At 70.0% G+C, this 26,407-nt stretch carries 26 protein-coding genes and 3 tRNA genes; 10 read left to right on the top strand and 19 right to left on the bottom strand.

Going from position 1 to position 26,407, the window contains the following annotated elements:
• Positions 1 to 48: 48 nt before the first annotated feature.
• Complete coding sequence (locus AB0436_RS08910; protein WP_366467046.1) at positions 49 to 657, bottom strand: ATP-binding protein; 609 nt, start codon at positions 655 to 657, stop codon at positions 49 to 51.
• Positions 658 to 724: 67 nt separating this feature from the next.
• On the bottom strand, positions 725 to 1,531 hold the full coding sequence (locus tag AB0436_RS08905) for a glycerophosphodiester phosphodiesterase (protein ID WP_366467045.1): 807 nt from the start codon (positions 1,529 to 1,531) through the stop codon (positions 725 to 727).
• A gap of 251 nt (positions 1,532 to 1,782) precedes the next feature.
• On the opposite strand from AB0436_RS08905, the gene AB0436_RS08900 reads away from it, so the two are divergent.
• The 3 genes from AB0436_RS08900 (at position 1,783) to AB0436_RS08890 (ending at position 4,284) form a co-directional block, all read left to right on the top strand.
• Complete coding sequence (locus AB0436_RS08900) at positions 1,783 to 3,201, top strand: trypsin-like peptidase domain-containing protein (RefSeq protein ID WP_366467044.1); 1,419 nt, start codon at positions 1,783 to 1,785, stop codon at positions 3,199 to 3,201.
• Between the two features lie 44 nt (positions 3,202 to 3,245).
• Positions 3,246 to 3,330 (top strand) — tRNA-Ser (locus AB0436_RS08895).
• Between the two features lie 237 nt (positions 3,331 to 3,567).
• Entirely contained in the window at positions 3,568 to 4,284 is a 717-nt protein-coding gene (locus AB0436_RS08890) for an LPXTG cell wall anchor domain-containing protein (RefSeq protein ID WP_366467043.1), read from the top strand.
• 91 nt (positions 4,285 to 4,375) lie between these two features.
• On the opposite strand, the gene AB0436_RS08885 is transcribed toward AB0436_RS08890, so the two are convergent.
• Positions 4,376 to 5,527, bottom strand: a complete 1,152-nt coding sequence (locus AB0436_RS08885) for a phosphodiester glycosidase family protein (RefSeq protein ID WP_366467042.1) — start codon at positions 5,525 to 5,527, stop codon at positions 4,376 to 4,378.
• A 218-nt stretch (positions 5,528 to 5,745) separates the two neighbouring features.
• Between AB0436_RS08885 and AB0436_RS08880 the strand changes: the two genes are divergently transcribed.
• The gene (locus tag AB0436_RS08880; protein WP_366467041.1) at positions 5,746 to 6,198 is read left to right on the top strand and encodes a DUF6344 domain-containing protein; all 453 of its coding nucleotides are present in this window, start codon (positions 5,746 to 5,748) and stop codon (positions 6,196 to 6,198) included.
• Here AB0436_RS08880 and AB0436_RS08875 read toward each other — a convergent pair.
• Positions 6,186 to 7,085, bottom strand: coding sequence for a bifunctional DNA primase/polymerase (locus tag AB0436_RS08875; RefSeq protein ID WP_366467040.1), 900 nt, complete (start codon positions 7,083 to 7,085; stop codon positions 6,186 to 6,188). The genes AB0436_RS08880 and AB0436_RS08875 overlap by 13 nt on opposite strands.
• A 317-nt stretch (positions 7,086 to 7,402) precedes the next feature.
• Between AB0436_RS08875 and AB0436_RS08870 the strand changes: the two genes are divergently transcribed.
• The 3 genes from AB0436_RS08870 (at position 7,403) to AB0436_RS08860 (ending at position 10,317) form a co-directional block, all read left to right on the top strand.
• A complete protein-coding gene (locus AB0436_RS08870) occupies positions 7,403 to 7,708 on the top strand; it encodes a hypothetical protein (protein WP_366467039.1) in 306 nt (101 codons plus the stop codon).
• Between the two features lie 282 nt (positions 7,709 to 7,990).
• Positions 7,991 to 8,539 (top strand): SigE family RNA polymerase sigma factor, encoded by a 549-nt coding sequence (locus tag AB0436_RS08865; RefSeq protein ID WP_366467038.1) that lies wholly within the window; start codon positions 7,991 to 7,993, stop codon positions 8,537 to 8,539.
• A gap of 128 nt (positions 8,540 to 8,667) precedes the next feature.
• The gene (locus AB0436_RS08860) at positions 8,668 to 10,317 is read left to right on the top strand and encodes a long-chain fatty acid--CoA ligase (RefSeq protein WP_366467037.1); all 1,650 of its coding nucleotides are present in this window, start codon (positions 8,668 to 8,670) and stop codon (positions 10,315 to 10,317) included.
• A gap of 100 nt (positions 10,318 to 10,417) precedes the next feature.
• Here AB0436_RS08860 and AB0436_RS08855 read toward each other — a convergent pair whose 3' ends face one another.
• Positions 10,418 to 14,146 carry a PAS domain-containing protein gene (locus AB0436_RS08855; protein ID WP_366467035.1) on the bottom strand — a complete coding sequence of 1,243 codons (3,729 nt, stop codon included), beginning with the start codon at positions 14,144 to 14,146 and terminating at the stop codon, positions 10,418 to 10,420.
• A gap of 168 nt (positions 14,147 to 14,314) precedes the next feature.
• Positions 14,315 to 14,767 carry an SSI family serine proteinase inhibitor gene (locus tag AB0436_RS08850; RefSeq protein ID WP_366467034.1) on the bottom strand — a complete coding sequence of 151 codons (453 nt, stop codon included), beginning with the start codon at positions 14,765 to 14,767 and terminating at the stop codon, positions 14,315 to 14,317.
• Between the two features lie 205 nt (positions 14,768 to 14,972).
• Between AB0436_RS08850 and AB0436_RS08845 the strand changes: the two genes are divergently transcribed.
• A tRNA-Ser gene (locus tag AB0436_RS08845) sits at positions 14,973 to 15,066 on the top strand.
• Between the two features lie 166 nt (positions 15,067 to 15,232).
• Positions 15,233 to 15,305 (top strand) — tRNA-Arg (locus tag AB0436_RS08840).
• Between the two features lie 80 nt (positions 15,306 to 15,385).
• Here AB0436_RS08840 and AB0436_RS08835 read toward each other — a convergent pair.
• The 13 genes from AB0436_RS08835 to AB0436_RS08775 form a co-directional block, all read right to left on the bottom strand.
• A complete protein-coding gene (locus tag AB0436_RS08835) occupies positions 15,386 to 16,669 on the bottom strand; it encodes a site-specific integrase (RefSeq protein WP_366467033.1) in 1,284 nt (427 codons plus the stop codon).
• On the bottom strand, positions 16,669 to 16,866 hold the full coding sequence (locus AB0436_RS08830; RefSeq protein ID WP_366467031.1) for a helix-turn-helix domain-containing protein: 198 nt from the start codon (positions 16,864 to 16,866) through the stop codon (positions 16,669 to 16,671). The genes AB0436_RS08835 and AB0436_RS08830 overlap by 1 nt, the downstream gene beginning before the upstream one ends.
• Before the next feature lie 213 nt (positions 16,867 to 17,079).
• Positions 17,080 to 18,261: a DUF3631 domain-containing protein gene (locus AB0436_RS08825; protein WP_366467030.1), complete on the bottom strand. Its 1,182-nt coding sequence runs from the start codon at positions 18,259 to 18,261 to the stop codon at positions 17,080 to 17,082.
• Positions 18,258 to 18,605: a hypothetical protein gene (locus AB0436_RS08820; protein WP_366467029.1), complete on the bottom strand. Its 348-nt coding sequence runs from the start codon at positions 18,603 to 18,605 to the stop codon at positions 18,258 to 18,260. The genes AB0436_RS08825 and AB0436_RS08820 overlap by 4 nt, the downstream gene beginning before the upstream one ends.
• Positions 18,602 to 19,507 carry a bifunctional DNA primase/polymerase gene (locus tag AB0436_RS08815; protein ID WP_366467027.1) on the bottom strand — a complete coding sequence of 302 codons (906 nt, stop codon included), beginning with the start codon at positions 19,505 to 19,507 and terminating at the stop codon, positions 18,602 to 18,604. The genes AB0436_RS08820 and AB0436_RS08815 overlap by 4 nt, the downstream gene beginning before the upstream one ends.
• 91 nt (positions 19,508 to 19,598) lie before the next feature.
• On the bottom strand, positions 19,599 to 19,763 hold the full coding sequence (locus AB0436_RS08810) for a hypothetical protein (RefSeq protein WP_366467026.1): 165 nt from the start codon (positions 19,761 to 19,763) through the stop codon (positions 19,599 to 19,601).
• Positions 19,764 to 19,783: 20 nt separating this feature from the next.
• On the bottom strand, positions 19,784 to 21,571 hold the full coding sequence (locus tag AB0436_RS08805; protein WP_366467025.1) for a MarR family transcriptional regulator: 1,788 nt from the start codon (positions 21,569 to 21,571) through the stop codon (positions 19,784 to 19,786).
• 264 nt (positions 21,572 to 21,835) lie between these two features.
• Complete coding sequence (locus AB0436_RS08800) at positions 21,836 to 22,201, bottom strand: DUF6251 family protein (RefSeq protein WP_366467024.1); 366 nt, start codon at positions 22,199 to 22,201, stop codon at positions 21,836 to 21,838.
• Positions 22,171 to 22,542: an RRQRL motif-containing zinc-binding protein gene (locus AB0436_RS08795; protein ID WP_366467023.1), complete on the bottom strand. Its 372-nt coding sequence runs from the start codon at positions 22,540 to 22,542 to the stop codon at positions 22,171 to 22,173. Before AB0436_RS08795 ends, AB0436_RS08800 begins: the two co-directional genes overlap by 31 nt.
• On the bottom strand, positions 22,542 to 23,405 hold the full coding sequence (locus AB0436_RS08790) for a protein spdB (protein ID WP_366467022.1): 864 nt from the start codon (positions 23,403 to 23,405) through the stop codon (positions 22,542 to 22,544). The genes AB0436_RS08795 and AB0436_RS08790 overlap by 1 nt, the downstream gene beginning before the upstream one ends.
• Positions 23,402 to 23,683 carry a hypothetical protein gene (locus AB0436_RS08785; RefSeq protein ID WP_366467021.1) on the bottom strand — a complete coding sequence of 94 codons (282 nt, stop codon included), beginning with the start codon at positions 23,681 to 23,683 and terminating at the stop codon, positions 23,402 to 23,404. The genes AB0436_RS08790 and AB0436_RS08785 overlap by 4 nt, the downstream gene beginning before the upstream one ends.
• Complete coding sequence (locus AB0436_RS08780) at positions 23,680 to 23,943, bottom strand: DUF6284 family protein (protein WP_366467020.1); 264 nt, start codon at positions 23,941 to 23,943, stop codon at positions 23,680 to 23,682. Before AB0436_RS08780 ends, AB0436_RS08785 begins: the two co-directional genes overlap by 4 nt.
• A gap of 605 nt (positions 23,944 to 24,548) precedes the next feature.
• Positions 24,549 to 25,265, bottom strand: a complete 717-nt coding sequence (locus AB0436_RS08775) for a GntR family transcriptional regulator (protein WP_366467019.1) — start codon at positions 25,263 to 25,265, stop codon at positions 24,549 to 24,551.
• A 56-nt stretch (positions 25,266 to 25,321) separates the two neighbouring features.
• Here AB0436_RS08775 and AB0436_RS08770 point away from each other — a divergent pair, with 56 nt between their 5' ends.
• Positions 25,322 to 26,161, top strand: a complete 840-nt coding sequence (locus AB0436_RS08770; RefSeq protein WP_366467018.1) for a class I SAM-dependent methyltransferase — start codon at positions 25,322 to 25,324, stop codon at positions 26,159 to 26,161.
• The last annotated feature ends 246 nt before the right edge of the window (positions 26,162 to 26,407 follow it).

Raw genomic sequence — 26,407 nt, 5'->3', positions numbered from 1 at the left:
CTCCGGGCCGGGTGCCGCCCGGCCGTCACCGGGGTGGGCCCGGCTGAGCTACTGATCGACCTCGTCGAAGACGTCGCTGAAGTCCCCGAATTCCGGACCGCGTCCGGCCATCTGTGCGGCGAAGTCCGCGCGCCTGCGCCCCGTCACGAGGACCCAGACGGTGACCTCTCCGGAGGCGTCGTCCCGTACGCCCCACTCCTGTGCCAGCGCACTGATGATGTGCAGGCCCCGGCCGCCGCGCGCGGTGACCGACGGAGTGGCCGGAACCGGCCGGGTGGGCCCGCCGCCGTCGGTCACCTCCACGGTCAGCCGGCCTGCCTTGTCCACCCGCCAGGCGGCGCGGACATCGCCGTCGCCGGCCTCCGAGGGGCCCAGCGGCCGACCGTGGCGGCAGGCGTTGCTGAGCAGTTCGGAAAGGATCAGTACAGCGTCGTCGACGACCGTTTCGGATACACCGCTCCTGCGCAACTGATCACGCATCCGGTGTCGAGCTTCGCCCACGCCCGCAGGGCCGTGGGGTACGGCCATGCTCGACGACGTGGGCACTTCCTGTGCCACCACCAACGCCACCCCCGAGACCTCCTTTGCCCCACGCCATCGAGTGAATGCCCCATTGAACTGGGCCGGAAACCGGCCACGGGCGGGCCGGTGACGCACTCGTAACGATCAACCACGTACCGAATGCGCCGGAGCACTCCCTGTGACGAGGGGTGGGGTGGTCGTTCTAAAGGCGGCCCAGTTGGGACAAGACCTGTTTCGGGCGGTTGGTAATGATTGCCTCTACGCCCAGTTCCGCGCAGAGTTCGACATCGGCCGGATCGTTCACCGTCCACACGTGCACCTGGTGTCCCGCCCGGTGCCACCGCTCCACGTAATCGGGGTGGCTGCGGATGATCCGCATACCGGGTCCCGCGATACCGGCACCCGCGGGCAGCCGCCCCTCGCGCAGGCGCGGTGAGAGGAACTGCATCAGGTAGACGGTGGGGACGGTGGCGGCGGCCGCCGCGACCCGGTGCAGCGAGCGGGCCGAGAAGCTCATGATCCGTACGGGGGAGGGCTCGCCGGCCGACGGCCGGTCCAGACCGAAACGGGCCAGCATGGTCAGAAGCCGCTCCTCCACCTGCCCGGCCCAACGCGTCGGATGTTTCGTCTCGATCGCCAGCTCCACCCGCCGCCCGGAATCCGTGACGAGTTCCAGGAGCCGCTCCAGGGTGAGTACCGAGGTTCTCTCCCGGTCCCAGTCCGGGGACTCATCGGTGTCGGTCCACTCCCGCCAGGATCCGAAATCCAGGGCGGTCAGAGCGGACAGCTCCAGCGCGGACACCGCACCGCGGCCGTCGGACGTACGGTTGACGCGGCGGTCGTGCACACAGACGAGATGGCCGTCGGCGGTGAGCCGCACGTCGCATTCCAGGGCGTCCGCGCCGTCGTCGATGGCCCGCATATAGGCGGCCAGGGTGTGCTCGGGGGCGTCCTCGGACGCTCCCCGGTGGGCGACGACCTGAATGCTGTGCTGTCGTACATGGGTCACCGCGTCATGGTGCCATCGTGAATGGGTAGGCGCAGGACGCGAGTGCCTGAAGGTGCGTCCCCTTCGTCCGGAATATGCGTCCGACGTAAGAATGAGGGGCCGGCGCACAGCTCCCGCTTACAGTGCCCCGACGTGCTGTGGGAAAAGCTGTCCACAGAAACTTGCACGACACTTGCGCGCAGGACGTGCAGCCAGACACTCGCACAGCGGGACCCTTACCGAAGACGACGTGGAACCGAGGAGAAAGAGCTGTGAGCACCGAGAACGAGGGCACCGAGGGCGCCGCGGCCGAGCCCGCACGACCCGCACCACCTGCCCCGTCCGCACCTCCCGTGCCGGTTGCCGCGCCTGAGGGCATGCCCGCTTCCGCGCCCGAGGACCGTGCCTCCGACAACACGGCACAGCTCCCGTCCGTGCCCCCGGGCGAGCCCGCAGCGGCTCAGGCCGGCGGCGCCGGATGGCCGCCGCCGTCGCACCCCGGTTACGGGGGCGGCGGAGGGGGCGGCCCGGTCTGGGGTGCGCCGCCGCCTCCCCCGCCGCCCTCCGGCAAAAGGCGGGCGGGCGGCCTGGTCGCCGCGGTGATCGTGGCCGCGCTGGTCGCGGGCGGCATCGGGGGCGGCGTCGGATACGTCGCCGAGAAGAACAGCGACAACGCGACGGGCTCGACGACCGTTTCCGCGCCGGGCAACGGCCAGGAGGTCAAGCGCTCGCCCGACACCGTCGCCGGGGTCGCCGCCAAGGCGCTGCCCAGCGTGGTCACCATCGAGGCGAAAAGCGGCAACGGCCAGGGCGGCACGGGCACCGGCTTCATCTACGACACCCAGGGCCACATCCTCACCAACAACCACGTCGTGGCAGACGCGGCCGACGGCGGTTCGCTGACGGCGACGTTCTCCAACGGCAAGAAGTACGACGCCGAGGTGGTCGGCAGGGCCCAGGGCTACGACGTGGCCGTGATCAAGCTGAAGAACGCGCCGTCCGGGCTCAAGCCGCTGTCCCTCGGTGACTCCGATCAGGTGGCCGTCGGCGACTCGACCATCGCGATCGGCGCTCCCTTCGGACTGTCCAACACGGTGACGACCGGCATCATCAGCGCGAAGAACCGCCCGGTCGCATCGGGCGACGGTTCGGGCAGCAAGGCCTCCTACATGAGCGCCCTGCAGACCGACGCCTCGATCAACCCCGGCAACTCCGGCGGCCCGCTGCTCGACGCCCGCGGCGCGGTCATCGGCATCAACTCCGCCATCCAGTCGGCGAGCAGCGGCGGCCTCGGCGATGCGCAGGCGGGTTCGATCGGCCTGGGCTTTGCCATCCCGATCGATCAGGCGAAGACGGTCGCCGAGCAGCTCATCAAGACCGGCGAGCCGGTCTACCCGGTGATCGGCGCCACCGTGTCCATGGACGACCAGGGCAACGGCGCGAAGATCTCCGACCAAGGCGCCAACGGCGGCTCGGACCCGGTCACCCCCAACGGCCCGGCGGCCAAGGCGGGCCTCAAGGCCGGTGACGTCATCACCAAGCTCGACAACACGGTGATCGACAGCGGCCCGACCCTGATCAGCGCGATCTGGACGCACAAGCCGGGCGACAAGGTCCAGCTCACCTACAAGCGCGACGGCAAGGAGCACACGGTCGAGGTCACCCTGGGCCAGCGCAAGGGCGACAGCTGACACGCTAGGCTGTCACCGCCGCGTCCCGGACCGGGACGCGGCAGGGTGGGTTGCCCGAGCGGCCTAAGGGAACGGTCTTGAAAACCGTCGTGGCGAGAGTCACCGTGGGTTCAAATCCCACACCCACCGCTCGCAGATCAGCGTGACGCAGTGCGAAGGGGTGCCTCCCAGGGGGAGGCGCCCCTTCGGCGTACCCGGGGTGGTGACGAACCGTCGCACTGGCTGAATCGTTACGCACGACCATTGGGGTATTTGCGCAGCAACGCGTACCGATGGGGCGCGGAGGGGTTTGACCGGCCCGGGGAGGCACTCGAAACTGAGCCGCCGCCTCCCACGGTCCATAGGTACTCCTGAAGTTGGTGATCCATGCGCATCCTCACCTCGGCGTCTCTGGTGACGGCGGCGACGGCCGCGTCGCTGCTGCTCGGCCCGGCGGCATACGCGACGCCTCCCGGTGACAACGGGACCGTGAAGATTCACGACGCCAAGACCGGCGAAGAGCTTCACAAGAACGAGCCACACGTCTGCACCTTCTATCTCGACGCTTTCGGATTCGACGGCGGCCAGAAGGTGGACTGGTCGATCGTCGAGATGCCGCCGACCGGCAGCAAGGGCGTCGCGGCGGACAAGGGTTCGCTGGCCCTCGACGGTGCGGGGCACGGCCGGACCGGGGACCTGACGTTGCCGGACGGCCACTACAAGCTGATCTGGAACTTCGACGGCGAGCACGGCCGGGCGAAGCACAAGGTCTTCTGGACCGACTGCAAGAGCGAGGGCGGGACGCCGGGCGGTAAGCCGAGCGGAAAGCCGTCGGTGGAACCGAGCTCGACGGCGTCTCAGGCGCCGTCCCAGAAGCCTTCGGGCGGGCCGGCTGACACGCCGTCGGATGAGCCATCGGTGAGCGCTTCGGCCAGCGCGGTGGCGCCCGCCCCCTCGTCGAACGGCTCGAACGGCTCGAACGGCGACGGTGGGAACCTCGCCGAGACGGGCACCTCCGTGGTCGGCATTTCCGCAGCCGCCGCACTGCTGCTGGCGGTTGGCGGCGCTCTGACGCTGCGCCGCAGGACGCGCGGCCGGGGCTGACACCTCGTACGGTGGCGTCGGCCCACATCCGTGGTCGGCGCCACCGCTCTGCTCGGCCGTCGTGGCGGAGGACCAGCGAGGCTGCGGCGTTTCAGCGGGCGTAGACCGCGACGAAGTCCCGGGTCGCCGTCGTGTAGTAACGCCCGGGCGGGTTCTCGAAGTCGAGGATGTTGGTCGGCTTGGGGTTCGCCGGGTCCCGCGTGCCGTCGTAGCTCATGAAGGACGGCCACGCCCGGTTCATGTCCAGTGGCATCGCACGCACCGCGCCCGCGCGCTGCATCAGCTCGGCGAGCGTACGTGCCGACAGGGCCTGGCCGACCACCATGATGATGTCGCCCTCGGCCGTGACGCCGACGCCGGAGCGTTCAACGAACATCCGGCTCTGATCGGTGGCACCCCACTTGGAGTCGATGCCGATGCCCGGGACGACCTGTCCGCCGTCGACCATCAGCTCGAGGCACTGACGGACGCCCACCACATCGCCGGTCATCCGCACATCGCGCCCCCAGACGCCGATCCTGAGGGAGCCGTCCCGGTAGAAGACCTCGGAGGCGGCGCCGTCGCGGAGTGTGCCCACGGTGCGGCCGTCGAGGTAGAAGCCGCCGTGCGAGCCGCCGTCGCTGACCTTGAACCCGCCGTTCCAGGTGGCCACGAGTCCGGTGCGGCTGCCCTTGGGGATGGTCGGTGGGACGGAGAAGCTGCCACCCGGCTCGCGGACCCCCGGGTGCAGTTGGAAGCGGACGTGCCCGGCGTCGATCCGGGCGACCGCCGCTTCGTACGAGGTGTGGCTCGCGTCGGGGCGTACGTAGGTGCCCTGCACGATCGGCACGCCGTTCCGGTCCGCGGCCAGGGCCCGGTAGACGCCTTCGCCGTCGAGCGCCGGGGTGACGAGCGGGCGGATGGGGGTGTGCAGGGCCGTCCGGGCGCCATGGGCGCGGGGCGGAACCGCCGCCTGCTGCATCCGGGCCAGCGCGTCGGCGGGCAGGGCGCCGCCGACCTTGGGCGGATCCAGGTCGTACTTGATGTTCTCCAGTTTGTCGACCACGGGGCCCAGCCGGTGCTCGCGCGCCCAGCCCGCGAGCCGCGCCGCGGTGCTGTCGTCGCCCGGGTAGGTCAGCGCGCCGGCCACGGACCATCCCAGCGTCGCGGTGCAGATCAGGACGGCTGCGAGGAGGGCGCGGGTGGTCCTGCGGTGCGGAAGGCGCAGGCGTCGGCGGGGCCCGGAATCCGCTTCCTCGGGCATGGCGCTCCTCGGGGTGATGTGCCGTCAGCTGACCCTCCAGCGGACCGCACCTGACGCGATCGCGCACGCCGGGAGGGCCATCCGAGTGGTGTTGATCCGAAGAACGCCGGTTTGTGTGGGTTGGTCATACACCATCCCGTGCCGATCCGCATCATGTGAAAAGTACGCAGAACCTTCCATTCGAAAAGTCGCTGTACATCACGGAAATGAGGCTCGTCATGACCAGCCAGGCCATGAAGGCGTGGACCGCCTTCACCACCGCGTTCTTCGCGCTCGTCGCGATGCTCGGGTTCGCCACCCCGGCCAAGGCCGCCGCCCGCGTCACCGCTGGGCCGGTGCCCGCCGACCGGACGGGACTGTCGGGTCGCACCCCGGTGATCCCCGCCGTACGGACGTCTCCGGAATCGGAATCGAATCCGGCGTCGAGCCCGGCGCCGAAATCGGCACCGGCGTCGACAGCCGAAACGGCTGCCCCGGCTCCGGCGATGCCGTCGGCCTGGTGGGCGCTGCCCAAGGCCCGCTCGCTGCCGCCCACGATCAAACAGCGCATCCGCGCCGAAGCGCACGGCTCCACGCCCAGCACCCGCCGCCTCCCGCTCGATTCCGAGGCCGGCTCGGACGAGGCGGCCCTGGACGCGGCGGTCGGCGAAGCGGTTCTTCAGCCTGCCTGATCCGTGCGGTCGGTACGCAGGGACCGCGGAGGCGGAGTCGTCAGGCGGGCTGCCGAGGCGATGGTGGCACGAGCTTCATGCTCGGTGAGTCCGGTCCGCACAGCCGCAGCGACGAGAGAACCGGCGAGCTCCTCGCCGAAACCGTTCTCGTAGGCACGGCAGGCAGCCCAGAACAGACGGGTGTTGCGTTGCCCCTGATGGGCGGCGAGTACGAATTGCACCAGGCCATGGCCTTGTACGGGCCGGCCGGTGGAGTAGCGGGGACGCGCGGGAGGCGTGAGAAGACGGAGCAGAGCGCGAGGACAGGGCGCGGGCGCGAGATGCGCCGTGCCGGGTGCGAGGCGGTAGATACCGTGGGCCGTGAGTGAACCGGGCCCCACGAGATAGCCGCCGGCGCCACGAATGTCGATGCCGGGAGCGAGCCGGCTCGCCGAGTTGGGGACGACCCTGTCGGGTGGTCCGGTCAGCCAGAGATGGCTCCCCCCGCTCGGAGTGAGCACGACGACGGTCTCCGGGATCGTGAACAGATGCTTGAGTGCGAGGCGTTGCAGAGCGGCCGCGGAGTCGGTCTCTGCCTTGGTATCGAGGTCGATGCCGATCAGATGGTGTGGTGACCGGCCGCAGGCGATGCCGTAACCGGTGGCCCAGGGCGCCGCCGCGAACAGGGCGCGCACGGTGGCGGGATCCGTGGTGGCGTCATGGACGCCGTGGCCGGGACGGCCGCATTCGCCGCGGCAGAGAACCGCCGGACCGGGCTCGCCACGGTGCGGGGAGGGGAGCGCCGGAAGTTTCGTGCGGGACAGCGGGATGACGGGGAGCCCGCGCTCCGCGGCGGAGAGCGCATGGGCGAGGGCCAGGGTGGCGGACTGCCGGTCGATGGCGGCCATGGATTGAGTATCGTACGGCCGTTCGAATGAGGGAAGGCCCGCAGCGGGTGAAATCGCCTGTTCCGGAGAAAGTGACGGACCGCTTCGCCTTTGGGGCGCCCCGGATCGGGCGGGCCGAGCCGTGCTGACCCGCAGGTTCCGTCGCGGTGGGGGTTTATCGACTTAACGTCACGCTTGCGAGGGAATCGGGCCTTCCAGGCTGGTTCGCCGGGGGTTCGGTGGGCAACTCTGATCTTGCGACAGTCGTGATCCACCACCGGAGCGGTCGGCCAACTGCCCGGGACGCAGCCGTACTTCTGGTTCCTGGAGGAATTGACATGGCATACATCCGTACCGCTCGCGCCCTTGCCGCTGTCGCCGCGCTGCCCTTGGCGGCCGCCCTCTTCGCCGGCGTGGCGTCCGCAGACAACGGCGCCATCGCGGGCAGCGGATCCAACGCCAGTGTGGCCACCATCAGTGGCAGCGGCGTCGGGCACAACAACAACGGCAACTCGACCACCACGCAGCAGGTCGCCACCGGATCCGGCGCATCGAACCAGAACAACACCGCGAGTGTGAACGGCTGGGGGCTCACCAGCATCGACCAGGGCACCTACACGGTGAACTTCACCAACCTCTGGTGACACACGGCCCGACGGGGGCGGCAGCGAGGGGGTGGTGCGCGGGGGCGAACGGAGAGGCGTGAGGGGTGAATGACGACCCGGGCGGCGGCGCCGAGGCGCCGCCGCCCGGACTGTTCCGGTGCGCGGCTGTGCCGGTGACCCTGACGCGCGGACCCTGACGCGGGCGGCCCGTCCTCCACCTTCAGGAGGTGCAGGTACCACCACCCCTACAACCTGAGGGGGATCCGCCTTCGGCACCTGTGGCCGATCTGCTGACCGTGGTTCGACTTCTAGCGTGGACCTATGACCACGCCAGTCTGTACCAGCGCAGCGAAAGCCATGGCGCCGTACCCGTCGTTCGCCAGCTACGTACGGGTCCGGGGGCCTGTGCTGCTGCGCACGGCCCGTTCCCTGACCGCCAACGCGAGCGATGCCGAAGACCTCCTGCAGACCGCGCTCACCAAGACATACGTCGCGTGGGAGCGGATCGAGGATCACCGCGCCCTGGACGGCTATGTGCGCAGAGCTCTGCTCAACACCCGCACCTCGCAGTGGCGCAAACGCAAGGTCGACGAGTTCGTCTGTGAAGACCTGCCCGAACCGGCCCCGGTGGCCGCACCCGACGCGGCGGAACAGCAGGCGCTGCGCGACGCGATGTGGCACGCGGTGATGAAGCTGCCCGACCGACAGCGCGCGATGCTGGTGCTCCGGTACTACGAGGACCTCAGCGAGGCGCAGACCGCCGAAGTGCTCGGCGTTTCGATCGGCACCGTCAAGAGCGCGGTGTCCCGGGCCCTCGGCAAGCTCCGGGAGGACCCGGAACTCTCGCCGGACGCACTCACCGGCTCCTGACATGCGCTGATCACTGTGCGGCGGCGCAAGCGGATTTCCTGGCGGCGGGTAGTGACATACCAAACGGTATGTGCGCAGAATTGCGCCAGATTACCCATGCGTAGGCAATGCCGCCCCGGGAGGACGCCGTGCTGAGCACGATGCAGGACGTACCGCTGACAGTGACCCGCATGCTCGTCCACGGCACGCTGGTGCACGGAACATCCCGGATCACCACCTGGACCGGGGACCCGCAGCAGCCACAGCGCCGCTCCTTCGCCGAGACCGGAGCGCGAGCGGTCCAGCTGGCCAACGCCTTGCGCGACGAGCTCGGGATCGACGGCGACCAGCGGGTCGCCACGTTGATGTGGAACAACGCCGAGCACGTCGAGGCGTACTTCGCGGTCCCGTCCATGGGCGCCGTACTGCACACCCTCAATCTGCGCCTCCCCGCCGAGCAGCTGGTGTGGATCGTCAACCACGCCGCGGACCGGGTGATCATCGTCAACGGTTCGCTGCTGCCGCTGCTCGCACCACTGCTGCCCGATCTGCCCACCGTCGAACACGTGGTGGTGAGCGGCCCCGGTGACCGTGCGCTGCTGGAGGGGTGCGAGCCGGTCGTCCATGAGTACGAGGAACTGATCGCCGGCCGGCCCACGACGTACGACTGGCCGGAGATCGACGAACGGCAGGCCGCCGCCCTCTGCTACACCTCGGGAACCACCGGCGAGCCCAAGGGCGTGGTCTACTCCCACCGTTCGATCTACCTGCATTCCATGCAGGTCAACACGGCCCAGTCGATGGGGCTCACCGACGCGGACACCTCGCTCGTCGTTGTGCCCCAGTTCCACGTGAACGCCTGGGGGCTGCCGCACGCGACGTTCATGTCGGGCATCAACATGCTCATGCCGGACCGATTCCTGCAGCCCGCCCCGCTCGCCGAGATGATCGAGCAGGAGAAGCCCACGCACGCCGCGGCCGTCCCCACCATCTGGCAGGGCCTGCTCGCCGAGGTGACCGAGCACCCGCGCGACCTCAGCTCCATGAAGCGGGTCACCATCGGCGGTTCGGCCTGTCCGCCCGCGCTGATGGAGGCGTACGACAAGCTGGGTGTGCGTCTCTGCCATGCCTGGGGCATGACCGAGACCTCGCCGCTGGGCACCAACTCCAACCCGCCCGCCGGCCTCACCCCCGAGGAGGAGTGGCCCTACCGCGTCAGCCAGGGCCGCTTCCCCGTCGGCGTCGAGGCGCGGCTGGTCGGCCCCGACGGCGCCATCGCCCCCTGGGACGGCAGGACGGCCGGTGAGCTCGAGGTGCGCGGTCCGTGGATCGCCGGTGCCTACTACGGAGGGGCCGGCGGTGAGGACTTCAGGCCGGCGGACAAGTTCAGTGCGGACGGCTGGCTGAAGACCGGCGACGTCGGCATCATCAGCCAGGACGGCTACCTGACGCTCACCGACCGGGCCAAGGACGTCATCAAGTCCGGCGGTGAATGGATCTCGAGCGTCGACCTGGAGAACGCGATCATGGCCCATCCGGCCGTGGCCGAAGCCGCGGTGGTCGCCGTGCCGGACGAGAAGTGGGGGGAGCGCCCGCTGGCGACCGTGGTGCTCAAGGAGGGCGCGAGCGTCGGATACCAGGAGCTGCGGGAGTTCCTCGCGCGGTCCGTGGCCAAGTGGCAGCTGCCCGAGCGGTGGGCGATCATCCCGTCGGTGCCCAAGACCTCGGTCGGCAAGTTCGACAAGAAGGTGCTCAGGAGGCAGTACGCGGACGGGGAGCTGGACACCACCACGCTCTGACCTGTGGGCCGCCCGCGGTCCGTTCGATCCGGTCAGCCGTCAGGGGTGGTCGCGCGAGGTCCGCGCGGCCACCCCTGACGGTGCGTTCACCCAGGACCGCTCAGTTGGTGCCGATCTTCGCGAGGAGATCCACGATCCGCCCCTGCACCTCGGTGCTGGTGGACCGCTCCGCGAGGAACAGCACGGTCTCGCCCGAGGCCAGCCGCGGCAGATCGGCCTGGTTCATACCCGCCGACGTGTAGACGACCAGCGGTGTGCGGTTCAACTGTCCGTTCGCCCGCAGCCAGTCGACGATCCCGGCTCGCCTGCGCCGGACCTGCAACAGATCCATGACCACCAGGTTCGGCCGCAGCTGAGCGGCCAGCGTGGCCGCTTCCGCGTCCGTCGCCGCCCGCGCCACCTGCAGTCCGCGCCGCTCCAGAGTCGCTGTCAGCGCCTGAGCGATCTCCTCGTGCTCCTCGATCAGCAGTACCCGTGACGGGTGCTGCTCACTGTCCCGCGGGGCGAGAGCCTTGAGCAGTACCGCGGGATCGGCGCCGTAGGCGGCCTCCCGGGTGGCCTGGCCGAGACCGGCCGTCACCAGTACGGGCACCTCGGCGGCCACCGCGGCCTGACGCAGGGACTGCAGCGCCGTACGGGTGATCGGACCGGTCAGCGGGTCCACGAAGAGCGCCGCCGGGAAAGCCGCGATCTGCGCGTCGACCTCCTCGCGGGAGTGCACGATCACCGGGCGGTAACCGCGGTCGCTGAGCGCCTGCTGGGTCGAGACGTCGGGCGCGGGCCAGACCAGCAGCCGACGCGGGTTGTCCAGTGGTTCAGGCGGCAGCTCGTCGTCGACCGGCTGTGGCTGCGGCCGGTTCGCCACCTCGACCGCTCCGCCCGGGCCGTCCAGCGGCTCGGGACCCTCCGCCGCCCCCTCGTCCGGCGCTCCTATGGCGTAGGAGCGCCCCGCCGTCCGCTGGGAGAGCCGCTGCTGGGCCGGCGGCGTCGGCTGCTGGGCCTGCGGGTTCTGGGGCGGAGCCGGTGAGCTCTCCGCGTCCGCGCCGTCCGGTGTGTCGGCGGGCGGCTGAGCCGCGCCCTGCGGGTGCGGACGCGCGGCCTCGGCACGCTCACCCTCCGGAGGCGCGGCAAGCCTGCGGCGTCGACCGGAACCCAGCGCCTGCGGCGGGTGCTGCTGCGCCGCGATCTGCTCCGCGAAGGGAACACCCTGGCCGAGGGTGCGCACACTTATCGCCCGTCCCTGCGTCCCCTCCGCGGGCAACTCCTCGGCCGGCAGCGGCAGCGGCTGCCCTGCGGGCCGCGCGGGCGCGGGGGCTGCGGCGGGCGACGGATCGGCGGCCGGCCCGGTGACCGAGGGCCACCCCTCAGGCGACGAGAACAGCGTGCCGTCCTGGGCCTGTTCGTCGCCCTCGCCCGGGTGGTGCGGCGGGCGGCCGCCCGGATCCGCCCCGGGGTGGTCGGCCGGCCGTACGGGGTCGTGGTGACCCGGCAGCGAATCGTCGGGCGCACCGGCCATCGGCGGTATCGGCGCCGCGACCGGCCGTGCCCGGTCGGCGTCGGCCGGCGGGAGCGCGAACGCGGTGCGCGGACGTTCGGCCTCCGCGGCTGCGGAAGCGGCCGCAGACGCGGTCGCCAGAGCCCGCCGGGCACGCCGCCCGGGAGGCGGCGTCTGGGCCTGCGGTTGCTGCGCGGGGGCCTGGTGCTCGGGTGTCTCCTGGTGCGCCGGCGCGGGCCGCGCGTTCTCGATCTCGCGCATGCCCTCCGCGCGCCGTGCGCGCCGCCCGCTGGGCGCCGGCTCATCCGCCGGTACGCCCTGTGGCGGCACGGTGGCCCCGCGCGGCGCCTGGCCGGTGTTCTGCGCGCCCTCGGCCGCGGTGACCACGGCTCCCTCGGAAGGAGCCGCACGCCCATGCCGTCGCCCGGCCCCGCCGTCGCCGGCGCCGGTCTCCTGCGCCGGGATACTCACCGAAGGCCCGGCCACCGAAGGCCCGGCCACCGACGCGGTGTTCTCTTCGCGGCGCGCCCGACGGCGCCCCGTCGGCGGCTCGGCGGCGTTGCCGGTCTCCGCATCGGAGCCGGTTTCTTCCCCGCCGGGGGCGTCCAGGAAGGCGTCGGTGGAGGAGCGCCGTCCGCGCCGTCGTCCGCCGCCCGCCGTGCCCCCCGCCGTGCCGCTCTGCTGGGCGGGCAACGCGAGTGCGGTCTCGCCGGGCGGCGGGAGCATGCCCGCCCCCGCGCCGAGCGGCACCTCGAGGACGTACGCGCTCCCGGTCGTCCCCGGCACCTCGTGCGTCTGCAGTACCCCGCCGTGCACCCGTACGATTCCGCGCACGATCGGCTCGTGCACCGGGTCTCCGCCGCTGAACGGCCCGCGTACCTCGATCCGTACGACGTCACCGCGTTGCGCGGCGGCCACCACGATCGTGGAGTCCCCATAGGCGGCGCCCGGGACCACGCGGGCCTTGCCCGTCGCGTCCACTCCCGCCACATCGGCGATGAGATGAGAGAGCGCCGTCGCCAGCCGCGCGCCGTCCACCTCGGCCTCCATGGGCGGCGCGTGCACCGCGAACTGGGCGCGGCCGGGCCCGATCAGCTCGACCGCACCGTCCACCCCGGCCGCCACGACGGCATCCAGCATGACCTTCGACTTGGCCAGTTCCTCGGTGCCCGCGTCGAGGCGCTGGAAGCCGAGGACGCTGTCGACGAGAGTGGTCATCCGCGCGTATCCGGCGGCCAGGTGGTGCAGGATCTGGTTGGCCTCGGGCCACAACTGCCCCGCCGGATCGGCGGCCAGGGTGCCGAGCTCGCCCCTGAGTTCCTCGAGCGGGCCGCGCAGGGCGTCGCCCAGCACCGCGGTCAGCTGCTCATGCCGCCCCGCGACGGCGTCGTACTGCTCCTGGCGCGCCCGCAGTTCCGCCGCGTGCCGCTCCTCCTGGGCGCGCAGCTCCGCGGTGTGGCGTTCCTCGGTCTCGGCGTTGCGCTCGTCCTTGGCCCGCAGTTCGTCCGCGTGCTGCTTGGCCTGCTTCTCGTACGGGCGGCGGTCCGCGAACGTCAGCACCGCACCGACGAGCTGCTCCCCGTCCCGTACCGGCGCGGTGGTCAGGTCGACCGGCACCGCGCTGCCGTCCTTCGCCCACAGAACCTGCCCGCGCACCCGGTGCTTGCGCCCGGACCTGAGGGTGTCGGCGAGGGCACTCTCCTCGTACGGGAACGGCTCACCGTCGGCGCGCGAGTGCTGCACCAGCGGATGCAGCTCCTTGCCGCCCAGATCGCTCGCCCGGAACCCGAGGATCTGTGCGACCGAGGGGTTGACGAGGACCACCCGCCCGTCCGTGTCGGTCCCCACGACCCCCTCGGACGCCGCGCGCAGGATCATCTCGGTCTGCCGCTGCGACCGGGCCAGTTCGGCCTCGGTGTCCACGGTCCCGGACAGGTCGCGTACGACGAGCATCAGCAGCTCGTCGCCCGTGTAACCGCCGCCGTGCGAGTCGTACGCCTCCCGGCCGTCCTCCAGACTCGCGCTCGTCACCTCGACCGGGAACTCGCTCCGGTCGGTGCGCCGGGCGAGCATCCGGGTCGGTTTGGTCCTGCCCTGCTCGTCCGCACCCTCCGGCCTTCGCATCGAGCCCGGGATCAGCCGGGAGTCGAACTCCGGCAGCAGATCGAGCAGCCCGCGTCCGACGAGCGCCGTGCCCGGCGCTTCGAAGGTTTCGAGGGCGATGGTGTTGGCATTGACGACCGTGCCGTTGCAATTGACGAGCAACAGCCCGTCCGGGAGGGCGTCAAGTATGGCTGCGAGGCGAGCAGCGCCTCGGGATGGCCTGCTGCTCACGATGACGCTTCCTCCCTGAACTACTGCATCTTGCTGACAACCGGGCCCATTTTGCCCCTTGGGCCATGGGGTGTCACTGCATGGAGTCTAAAGGCGGGCTCACACCCGTGGCGGCGGATGAGGGGGAGCTCTCACCAAGGTTGTGTGGACGGGCCGCGCCGGAGCCGCTCAGAGCGCGGCGTGCGGGAGCACCGGCACCAGATTGTTCCACCGGGAGATCTCGCATCCATTGGTGCGCCGGAAGGTCGCGTCGACGGGCTGCCCCTGCCAGGTACCCGTGATGTGGGCGGTGGCCGGCCCGCCGTACTGCATGGTGCACATCAGCCCCTTCGGGACCGGCGCGAAGGGCTGCTCCCCGTCGGCGGCCAGCGCCGCCAGCCGGTCGCAGGCCTCCTGTGGGGAGCGGTGCGTCCCGGTCGCCCCGTCCGGCCCGCACTGCAGCTGGTACGTCCCCTCGGCGGTCCGAACGCCCGAATTCGCGACGGTGACGGTGAGCTGATCGGGTGCCTGCCGGATGGGAGCCTGCGCGCCGGGCTGCGGCCCGTCGGCGGACGCGGCACCGGGCACGGCGACCAGTGCGGCAAGGGAGACGGCGGCGGTGAGAGCGATGCGGCGCAGCATGGACAGATCTCCTCGGCTGATACGGGCCCGGGGCGGCGCCCCTGCCGTACCTAACGCTGCTACGCCTCTGGCGTTGCGCAACACGAAGGGCTTTGCCCTGCCACCCACCTGCCTAGTACCGTGGGCGGCGATTGGTGACAGCCCGCTGGGCTGTGTCATCATCTGCACGCACCACTTCGCGCTCGCGCGTCTGTGCCGGTGTGCTGGAGGCGTCGCCTAGTCCGGTCTATGGCGCCGCACTGCTAATGCGGTTTGGGTTTTACGGCCCATCGAGGGTTCAAATCCCTCCGCCTCCGCCAGTTGGAACGACTGAAGCCCCGTCCTTCAAGGACGGGGCTTCAGTCGTTCCAGACGGGCGTTTTCGCAGCTCAGCATGGGTGCGGCTAATGGATTTCACCTGACGCCGCAGGTCATGTAATGTTGTCCTCGCAACGCCGACGGGGCACACAAAGCCTCACACGCCAAGCACTCGTAGCTTAACGGATAGAGCATCTGACTACGGATCAGAAGGTTGCAGGTTCGAATCCTGCCGAGTGCACACAGGTCAAAGGCCCCTTGGACATCGTCCGAGGGGCCTTTGACATCAGCGGGTGACATCAACGCGTCCGGAAATGCCGCTCAGGCGTCGGTGCCCGATCCGGTTTCGTCCTCCGTTCGGCTCTCGGAGTCGTCGAAGTTCAGCGCGTCGTCCATCTGATCCGCAGCGGCCCGAAGCGTCGTGCCCATCACATGCGCGTAGGTGTCCAGCGTCATGGTGATGGTGCTGTGCCCGAGCGTCTCCATGATCGTGCGCGCGTCGACCCCCTGTGCCAGCAGCAGCGATGCGCAGGTGTGCCGCAGGTCGTGTACGCGCACCCGCCGTACCTTTGCGTCCCGGCACAGAATGGTGAGCATCCGGTTCAGGCTGCGGGGGTCAGTGACACGGCCCGTCACGGTGGTGAAGATCAGCCCCGCCGGGTGCCCGGGGATCGGCTGCCACTTCCGGCCGGCCACTTTGCGCTCCCGCTCCTGTTGCTCGCGGTGCTCGGTGAGCGCCCGTACACAGCCCTTGGGGAGTGCCACCGTGCGGACAGATCGCGTTGTCTTGGGGGTGCCGAAGATCAGCTCGCGCCGGATGCGCTGGACGTTCCGCCGGACACGAAGCTGTCCGCCCACGAGGTCGATGTCTGACCAGGTGAGCCCGAGGGCTTCGCCTCTCCTCAGGCCGGTCGAAACGAGCAGCAGCCAAAGGGCGGACAGGCGGTGAGACTGCGCGGTGCGGAGCAGCAGGCGAACTTCCCCAACGTCCAACGGACGTACCTCCTTGGTATCGACGGTGGGTGTCTCCACGATCCGCGCGACGTTCCGCGCGATCAGTTCCTCGCGCATCGCCTGCTGTAGTGCGGACCGGAGAACCGCGTGGATGTACTGGACCGTGCGGGCTGATGGGCGGCGCTTGCAGCAGCGACCGACCGCGCAGCAGTTGCGCTTCCCCTCCGGCCTTTCCTTGTCCGCCCCACGGAGGCAGCACAGGCAGGAAGCCTTGAACTCTGCGAGAAACCGCCGCACGTCAGCGGGCGACAATCGGTTGAGCCTCTTCTTGCCGAGCGCGGGGCGAATGTAGAGGCGTGACAGCCCTTCGTAGCTGTTCAGCGTCGCGGGCTTGAGACGTTCCGGTGCGACAGTGGCCAGCCAGTAGGTGAGGTAGTCCCCGAAGGCCATCGTGGAAGACGCGGCCGGGATGCCCTGCCGCGTCTTCTCCTGCAGCTCCGTGAGCTTGCTGCCCACGTCTTCGCGAGTCTTGCCGTAGACGAACTTCCGGGTCCGCGTGCCGTCCGGGCGGTAGACGTAAGCGGCTGCGTGGTAGCGGCCATCCTTGCGCTTCGTGATCGTTCCTTCGCCGTTGGCGCGACGTTTGGCCATCAGGCGGCCTCCTCGACTTGGTGCCGGATGTATCGGGTCAGGGCATCGACGGGCACGCGGCGGGCGCGGCCGGCAGTGAAGCTGTCGAGTTGCTTCGACCTGAAGAGGTCGTAGACCTTGCTGCGACTGAGGCGCAGGGCCTGCATGACTTCGGGGACCGTCAGGGTCTGGGGTGCTGCGGACGGTGCGGTGTGCATTGGGTCGCTGCCTCCTCGGCACGGAAAGGGGGCTTGCCCCTTCCTGTCAGGTCCGCTACCTCCGCTACCTCCGCTACCGCCCTGGTCAGGGGCATGATCGAGGTAGCGGATACGGGTAGCGGTAGCGGACGGATCCGCTACCGGCCCGGCATGACGGTGCTCGGGCCGGTAGCGGCAATGCGGCGCGGGTAGCGGACAGGTAGCGGCTTGCCGCTACCTGGAAAGGGCCTCTGAGCTGGCCGGTAGCGGAGGTAGCGGAAGTAGCGGACTTTCAGCGGGGGGCGGGCAGTACCGCTGCCAGGCGTCGTAGAGGTCGCTGGCGTAGTAGCCCTTCATGACGCTGCCGCCGGTCTTGATGTTGCGAGCGGCGATGGGCTTGTTGTCCCCGGTCATGTACTCGCGGAGCATCTTGGCCAGCGCCCGGGAGTCGAGGGGCTTGCCGCCCATGTCGGCCCAGGGCGCTTCGTCGAGAGAGTTCAGCCGATCGAGGACCGCGATGGTGGGCAGGCGTTCGATGCCGTTGAACACCTGGTCCCGCAGATCGCTGAGCAGCCGGATGCCGGTGGACCCTTTGTCGTCTGCCTTGGACGCGGTGACCAGCTCGATGCACGCGGCCCGTGCCCGCTGTGGCCAGTCCCCGCCCGCCGCGTCGGCCACGGCGAGCAGGGGTTCCCACACGTCTGCGGGCCGGTCGGTTACCTCCTCGGGCATCTCGGGGAATGCCCCGTCGACCTTCTCCCGGACGCTGTCGGCCCATGCGGCGAGCCGGTCCCGCAAGGCGTGGCCGGCGCTCTCATGGACGCGCTGCCGGAACGGCTCCACCTGCTCGTTGGGGGCCCGGCGGCGCATGCGGACGATGACGGACCGGGTCAGGATCGTGTCGGGCAGGGTGCCGAGACCGGCGACGGCCACGGCGCAGAAGCTGGGGAATTCCTGAACCTGCTGGTTCGAGCCGTCCCCGACACACCGGTACATGACGCCCGAGCGGCGGTGCCCAGCGTTCAGGAATCCGCGCAACTGCTCGTTCTCCCCGGCCTTGGGGCCAAAAATCGTGTCGATCTCGTCGAAGAGGATCGTGGGCCGCGCGTCCAGCCCGGAGACCGCCCGGAAGAGGGCGGAGGCGGAGGCATTGACTGCGACCATTGGGTACGGGGCAAGGGTTTCCACGATCTCCAGCGCCCTGCTCTTGCCGCTGGCTGGTTCCGGCGAGAGGAACGCAAGCCGGGGGGTGGAGTCGAAGCAGTCGAGCAGGTGGGCGTGTGCGTCCCACAGGGCCACGGCGACGTAGGCGGCTTCGAGCGGGAAGACGTTGAAGCGGCGGTGGAAGGCTTCGACCTCGTTGAGCAGTGCCGCGCCGTCGATGGGCGTTGTGGTCTGTGGTGCGGTGGCGGTCATGCGGCGGTCCTTCCTGCGTCGGGGTTGTGGAGCGGGCATGCGTCCCGGTGGGCGGTGTGGTCTTCGATCAGGGCGAGGACTTTGCGGTGTCCGACGGCGCTCCGGTCACGACCGCAGGCGCACTTCGAGGTGGCGGTGGGGATGGCGCCTTTGGGTGCGCGGATGGTCAGTACGCCGATGACGTATCGTCCGTCGCTCTGCTGCGGGTCAGGGACAACAGCAGTGCGGACGCCTTCGGCGACGACCTTCAGCGCGCCCACGGCCGGTGCGGGCAAGGCGAGTTCGGCGACCTTGCCTCCGCTCACGAGCGGTTGGCCTTCCAAGGGGGAGGGGCGGGCGCTCATGCCGCCTCCCTGGGTCGGGCCTTGCGGATGGAGCTGTTCAGGGCACTGTGGATCGTGGCGCGGCACTCGGCAGCGGTGAGTCCCCGCCCCTCCCCCGCCCCTTGGAAGGCCTCTTCCACCACGTGCCGGGGGATGTCGCCCCACGCGACGAAGCGTCCCACCTTGAAGGCGCAACGGTTGAGCGTGGTGTTGCGCTGCTTGTCCGGCGCCATGGACACGACGGCGCACTCGGCTTCCAGCGCGGACAGGGCCGCGCGGCTACCGCTGACCGCAGGAAGCCTCAGCGGCCCCGTAGAGCGCGCGGGGGCGGGTTTCAGGATGGTGTGCAGCCATTCGGGCAGCGGAGCAGCCACGGAGCCGCTCACGGTTTCATACGTTCCGGCGTCGGTCGTGCTGCCTGCGGCGACGACGTAGCCGCCCCATGCACGGGTGTCGATGAGCTTGCCGAGCCTGCCCGCGCTGTTGGCGAGCCGGACCCCGTCGGGGGCGGTGAAGTACAGGTGCTGTCCGCCGCTCGCGGTCCGGGTGCGGAAGGTGGTGGGGACGGCCTGCCCGGCGCGCTCGCAGAGCGCTTCAAAGGTCGTCACGCCGGAAGGCGTGTCCGTACTGCCCTTGGTCTGCTTGGGCATGTCGAGGTCCACCACGATGAGCCCGGCCGGGCCGGTAGCGATACCGATGTTGAACGGGCCGGCGGCCCAGGCACGCCGGATGCGGTCGGGGTCGGTCGTGGCGCGCTGCTCCCACTTGCGGTGACCACCGGAGCAGTCCCCGTCGCCGGGGCAGCGTTCCTCACCGTGGAGGGCGGGGCGCTTGTCGCCAGGGCGGAGCGGGAAGACGGGCCATCCTCGGGTGGCCATGTCCAGCGCTGCGGTGAGCAGCGCGGAGCAGGGGTTATGGGTCATGCTGGATGCCTCCAACAGGTCTGTTGCGGACTGGTTGGCAGGGGCGGCCCCGGTTTCTTTGGCGAGAAGGTGGGGGCCGCCCTTGGTGTTGCTAGTGGTCGGTGCCGGTGTGGTGGGCGACGTAGCCGGGGCAGGGCGAGTCGGGGCAGTCGCAACCGCCGCACTCGTTGCAGATGTCGTCGGAGCACTCGTCACACATTTCGTGGCCGGGGCATCCGTAGTCGGCGCAGTCGTCGCAGTAGGTTTCGGGGTTCATCTGGGTCCTCTCAGGTGCGGTCAGGCGGCGGCGGACTCGTCGCCGCGCGTGGCGGTCAGGTGGCCGTCCGGGGTGCGGAGGATGGTGGCGCCGGTGGTGAGGGTCTTGACGGCCTTGGACACGGCGCCCTTGGACAGGCCCGTGAGCGTGACCAGGTCCTTCTGCCGGACCGGTTCGTCGGCGGTCTCGATGGCCTTGAGCACGCGGGCGGCGGCGCCGTCGGTGGCGGGTGCCGTCTCGGGTGCGGCGTCCTTGACCAGGGTGAGCGTCGGGGCGCCCGCGGCTTCCACCGTGGGAGCGAACGAGCGGGACCAGGGGGTGCGGTCGGGCAGGGCGATGACCACGCTCTTGTCCATGTAGCGGACCTTGACGGGGTCGGGCTTGCGCTTGCCGTCGCGCACCAGTGCCACACCGGGCACGGGCAGTTCGTCGGCGTTCCATCCCTTGGCCTGCGCGTCCTCACCGAGGACCACGCGGGCTTCGGCCGGGGTGCGTACGGCGAGGCAGATGGAGACGCCGATCTGCGGGGCGATCTGCTTGGGGATGCCGTCGCCGATGGTGGGCTTCTGCGTCATCCACCACAGGTCGATGCACGCCGCCCGCCCCATCCGGGCGAGGGACTCCAGCGCGGGAAGTGCGGACCGGTTGACGGTGCGGGTCTTGCCGTCGCTGGTCTCGGTCTCGTAGGGCACCTTGTCGGCGGCGGTCATGACTTCCGCGCCCTCATCGACCACGACCGTGATGCGCGGCCGGTCCGCCGTCGGGGTCCAGGTGTCCTGTCCCTTGGGCAGGACGGAAAGCCGTTCCAGCATCTCGGTTTCCAGCTCGTCGACCACGTCGACGACTTCGCGCGGGGTGGAGGCGACGCGGGCGCGGTGGTCCCACAGGCGGCCTTCCACGCGCTTGAGGTCGATGATGACGAGCGCGTTCGTCGCGCCCTCGGACGCGTCGTAGAGCAGCGGACGGGATGCCACCGACTTACCGGCACCGGAGCGGCCGGCGATGAGCAGCCGTTCCCCGAGCGGCACGGTCACGGCCTCGCCGGTGACGGTGTCGATGCCGAGGGAGCGACGTTCGGGTGTCCACGTCAGGTCGTCGCCGTCGGCCGCGCTGCGGGTGCGCAGGATGAGTTCGGCCCATCCGCCCTGCTTGCCTGCCTTGACCTGCATGCGCAGGCTAGTGCGCGCCCCGAGCAGGGCGCGGATGTGGTCTTCGGCGCTGCGGAGCTTGGTCGCGGTCCACGTGCCGTCGAGACGGATCGCGCACACGATGCCTGCCTCGGTCAGCTTGGGCCGACCGGTCAGCGTCCCGGCGAGACCACGCTGTTCGGCGTGGTCCCTCCAGTGCTGAGGCTGCAATCGCTTCAGCAGTGCCGACTCCTCGGCGGTGGGCTTGAGCCCGGTCGTGTCGCGCTCGTGCACTGCGACCCACACGGCGAACGCGGTGACGGCGGCGACCACGGCGACGGCGGACCACACCCACACGCGGGCGGAGACGTGCGGAAGCCACACGTACCCGGCGACACCGAGGGCGGCGGCGGTCTTGGTGGCGAACAGCCACATCGGGTCCGGGACGCGCCGCTTGGCCGTGCGCAGTTCGCGTTCGGCGCGGTGGCGCAGAGAGGTGACGCCCTCGGGGTCGATGGCGCGCGCGGTGGCCAGCGCGTGGCGGGCATCGCGAACGAGCGGCTTGCGTTCGGCGCGCAGAGCAGTGCGGCGCTCGGATTCCTTGCGCCACCTGTCGGCGGTCCAGCCGGCGGCAGTGGCGGCGTATTGGCGGTGTGTACGCCAGACTTGAGACTGACTCACGGTGTCCTCTTCTCAGGGGTTGGTGGGTTGGTGGTGACGGGCCCTGCGACGGCCCGTCACCACACGCGCGTGTTACGCGGTGTGAGCGTGTTTCCGGTTTCCTGGTTTCCGAGGGGATCCCTACGCGTGTGCGCGCGAGGACGGAAACTTCCGTCACCCTGCGTCGCTGCGGGGGTTGTGGCGGCCGAACAGTCTTCCGGGGGTCAAACCCCACACGGAAGGGGCCTCAGGCGCCCTAAGGGCCGCCTGAGACTTCGGGGCGTTTCAGCGGGCTTTCCGGCCGCGCTTGCTGGTGCTCTTGCCGCCGTCCGTGGCGGAGCGGATCACGGTGACCACGGCCCAGCCGAGCACGAGCGCGATGAACGCCAGCATGGCCAGGTTGGCGGCGATGGCCGTCAGCACGCCGACGAGCAGCGGGCCGAAGTAGACGCCGGCCGCGACGGCACCGGCACCGACACCGGAGCCGAGCGCGACGCGCTGCACCGTGCGGTCTGGCGGCGCCTGGTGGATGTGGACCACCTGCGGTCCGGCGGGCTGCTGCGCGGGCAGGGCGGTGGGGTCGGCGTAGACGTGGCTGCCGTCGGGAAGCTGAACGACCGTCAGCGGGGGGTGTGCGGGGAGCTGTTCCATGTCGAACCCTCCGGGGCGTTGTCGGGGAAAGCGCAGGTAGAGCACATGCCGAGCGAGGGCGGGATGACGTATCCGGCATCGTGGCGGCACTCCGGGCAGATGCGGCGGGCGGCGTTGGCCTTGGCCAGAGCCGCCCACCGGGCCGGGGTCATCGGACGCACCGGCTTCGCACGGTCGACGCGGTAGAGGTAGGCGACCAGAGGTTCCCGGCGGCGGCGCGGCCGTTCGAGCTGCGCGGCAACGTCCTGACCACCGGGACGCAAGCCGCGCGCCCTCAGCTGGCGCCGGGTGGCGTAGCCGTCCGGGGCGAGATGCCACCGGAACACCGGCAGCGTGGCCATCAGGCGACCATGCGCTTCCATGCGGCCCGCAGGCGGACCTCGGAGGCGGAATGGCCGGCGGCCCGGAAGCGGGCGGCCATCTCGCGGTAGGACAGGGCCGGGGTTTCGCTGTGCCGGATCTGGTCGACCAAAGCGTCCAACGCCTCATCAGTGAGCGCGGGCGCCGCCTCCAGCGTGAGCGCCGTAACCGGCTCGGTCGGACCCCAGACGGGTAGCTCCCAGCAGGGTGTGACACCGGGCGTGACGCGGGTCGTCACGCTGGTCAGCGCGCTGCCGGTGCCCTCACCCTTGCGCGCTGCCTCCAGCGTCGACCAGGCCTGTGAGAGGGTCCGGGCGGTCTTGGCTTGGACGCGTGCGACGCGGGCACCGGCCTGTGTCACGGCCGTCAGCCGGGTCTCTTCGGTGGCGGCCTCTGCCCGCAGGCGGGCGCGGGCCACCGCCGCTTCGTCGCGTGCCTCTTGCTGGATTCCCCGGATCGATCCGAGCGCGGTCGGGGTGAGCGCGGTCCGCTCCCACAGCCCGTGGACCAGCCACAGGGCTTTGGCCGCGACCGGCAGCCAGGCGACGGCCAGCCACGCGCCGGTGTTCGCTTCGGCGGTGAGTGCGTGGGTGACCAGGACGCCGGTCGCGACCAGGCCGAAGGCCCAGCCGACGCCGGTCACCGGGTGGCTGTGGTCGCCTTGCGCGGCGAGACGGCGTTCGTAGGCGAGGGTGGCCAGCCATCCGCCGTCGATCCCGAGACCGACGATGAGAGCGACGGGCCACGGCATCGCCGGGCTGAGCCACATCACGACTACGGCCAGGGTGAGGACCATGGATACGGCTGTCATCGCGACGGCGGGCAGAACGGTCTTGGCCTTCATGCCGACCCCTCCTCACGGAACACGAACGGCGCGTAGTTGACGGGCTCGGTGGTGGTCCGGCGCCGGATCTCCGCCGCGCTTTCCGCGACGGCCCCCGGGTACTGGGAGCGGGTCAGGACGTCGAGCACGACACGGACGTCCAGGGCCCGCAGTTCGAGGAGACGGTGGTGAGCGCGCTCGTCGTCCGCGTCGAGTGCTGGCAGGGGCAGATCGAGCGCGGCGACGACAGCGGCCAGCAGTTCCGTGACCGCTTCATCAAGGACGGGGCGATCACTCATGCCGCACCGCCGGTGAGCCCCGTGGTGCGGTTCGTCAGGGCACGCCGGGCGGCGAGCACCTTGCGGCCGGCGCGGCGGAGACGCCGCTCGTCCAGCTCGGTCGGGGTCCGGTCCAGGGTCAAGATCTGCGCGTCCAGCAGGGCGACTTCCGCCCGGATGAGCGGCATCTCCAGCTCGATCGCGTCCAGCTCAGCCGCCGACGGCTCGATGTTGAGCGACTCGGCCGTAACGAGGTCCTGAAGTGCAGCGATGGTCTTCATGGGTCGTTGTCTCCTAGCGGTAGGACGGCCCAAAACAGCGGCCCCGGTGGTAGGACGCCGGGGCCGCCCGCCGTCAGCGGGTCGGTCGTGGCTCGAGCGACCGCGGCGACCCGACACCACAGACCGCAGAAGCGAGCGTGAATGTCGGGCACCGTGAGCGCTGGTGCTTCGGTTCTCGTGTTCGCACGGCGCCGCTCGTTCCGGGGAGTACCGAAGTCCCGGGAGTCTGAGGTCGCAGCTTCAAGGTGTGCCGTGCGGTTCTTTCGAGTCGGTGGCGTGTCCCCCATCTGGGGTGTTGGACCCCGGTGTGACGGGGGCCCCTTCTCGGCCGACTGGTCTCCACTCGCTTCGGCCGTAACTGTCACGGCCGTCGTACTGCGGTGGATCACGCTCTGGAGTTGTCGGCATGACGCAGTCGGCCCTTTCCGAAAGTTCCGGGTCGGGCGATGGTCACATCATGAGACTGGACCGGTGGACCGGTCCAGTCAAGCAGTGAAATTGGAGTTGGAAGATGCCGAGCAGAGTTACTGCAGGTCAAGCCATGTGACGCGGCATCAAAAAAGCTGGACCGGCAGACCGGTCCAGCTTCGTTTCTGCGTGATTCTCTACATCGCGTAGGTGTCCACTTGCTCGAAGAGCGAGGCGGGGGTGACCCCTTCCTCGCAGACCAGAGGACGGCCTTCTTGGTCGTGCGCCGTGTGAAGGAGCACGGCGACCGCGCTTGCCGTCGCCACCCCCAAACGGTCCGCCTCCGCGTCCGTGGCCAGGCGCACGGTGGTGACATCCACTCCCTCGACAGGGAAACGCCCGGTCTGCCGACGGACGTAGCGGGTCGTGCCCTCGGCGATGGGGGCGGTGTCGGCGAGGCGGGGCGCTGCCTCGCCGATCTCCGGAGGGAACCACGCTTCCACGCAGCTATTCGGGGTCCCGTCCGGTAGCTGGAGAACGCGGATGCGTCGGAGTGCCAAGACCCCGGGGGAGAGCCCGAGCGCGGCAGCGACGGGAGCGGGAGGTTCTGCCCAGTCGGGCTCGCCAACACGCAGGAACGGCATCCCGCCCAAGATGCGCGCCGACCCCGCTCGACGGGCGCCGGCAGGGCGCGCGACCGGCGTTTCCGTGACGACGAAACCGGTGCCTTGCTTGGCCACCACCACGCCGTCGTTGCGCAGCACATCGACGGCCTTGATGGCAGTGGCACGTGACACGTCCCACTGCTCGGCCAGGTCGCGGCCGGAGGGGATGGTGTCTCCAGGAGCGAACTCGCCAGCAGCGATGCGGGCGCGCAGAGACTCGGCGATCTCTTCGTACTTCAGAACGGCCATGGTTTCCCCTATTCCGTTCGCTGGACTGGTCCACCGGTACACACGATACTGCGACCATGTCGAATCTCGAATTGGCTCCCTCTGTGATGCGGTTCTACAGCGAGAAAGACGAGGACAGCCGCCTGCGTAGCTCGGCAGACGGACGTATGGAGCTGGCCAGGACACGGGAGCTCCTCCGACGCTTCTTGCCCCCCGCGCCGGCACGCGTGCTCGACGTGGGAGGGGGAACCGGGATCCACGCTGAATGGCTGATGAAGGACGGCTACGAAGTCACGCTCGTGGACCCCGTGCCTCGCCATGTCGAGAGCGCATCGGCGGTGTGCCCGGCGATCATGGGAGATGCCCGCGATCTACCTGAGCCGGACGACAGTTTCGACGTTGTGCAACTGCTTGGGCCGCTGTACCACCTCCCTGACCCAGACGACCGGCGTAGGGCGCTGTCGGAAGCCAACCGCGTGGTAAAGCCGGGTGGGTTGATCGCTGCTGCGGCGATCAACCGATACGCGTCGCTCTTCGAGCACGTCACATACGCCCACCTGCATACTGAGCGGATTCATCACTCCGTCTCAAAGATTCTTGAGACGGCCGTCTATGACGGGGTACGAGGGTTCACCTTGTCCTACTTCCACCGCGCGGAAGAGCTTGGGGCAGAGCTGGCCGCCTCCGGTCTGAGGGACGTGCAGGTCTTCGGCATCGAAGGGCCCGCGTGGTCCCTCGTGAAGGCGGCCGAGCAACAGCCAGGCGAGGGGCCCACGGACGATCTGATCGCCTCTGCGATGGCAGCAGCGCGCATGGCGGAGCCGTACCCAGAACTGCTCGCGGCCAGCTCGCACCTGCTGGCCGTAGGGAAAGCGCCCACTGACGCCGAGGCTGACCGGGTCTCTGGCGAAGCGTGAATGCGGTTGAACGACTTGGGTCGTGTTCGAGTTAGCCAGATACTGAGTTTCTGGAAGCAAGGAGAGAAGACGTGGCACATCTTGGTTGGGCAACTTCCACTGCTCCGTGGTGGGTAACGCCTACAGTCACGCTTGCTGCAGTTTGGGTTACCGCCAAAGCTACGAATAATCGCGAAATTCGATCAGAGCGACGCAAGGCTGCTGTAAATGCGCGTGAACGGATCTACTCTGCGTTTGAAATTGAAC

Source organism: Streptomyces sp. NPDC051322 (genome assembly GCF_040689485.1).
Lineage (GTDB): Bacteria > Actinomycetota > Actinomycetes > Streptomycetales > Streptomycetaceae > Streptomyces.
Note: the sequence above shows the minus strand (reverse complement) of the source record. Positions and strands in the feature narration are given on the sequence as shown.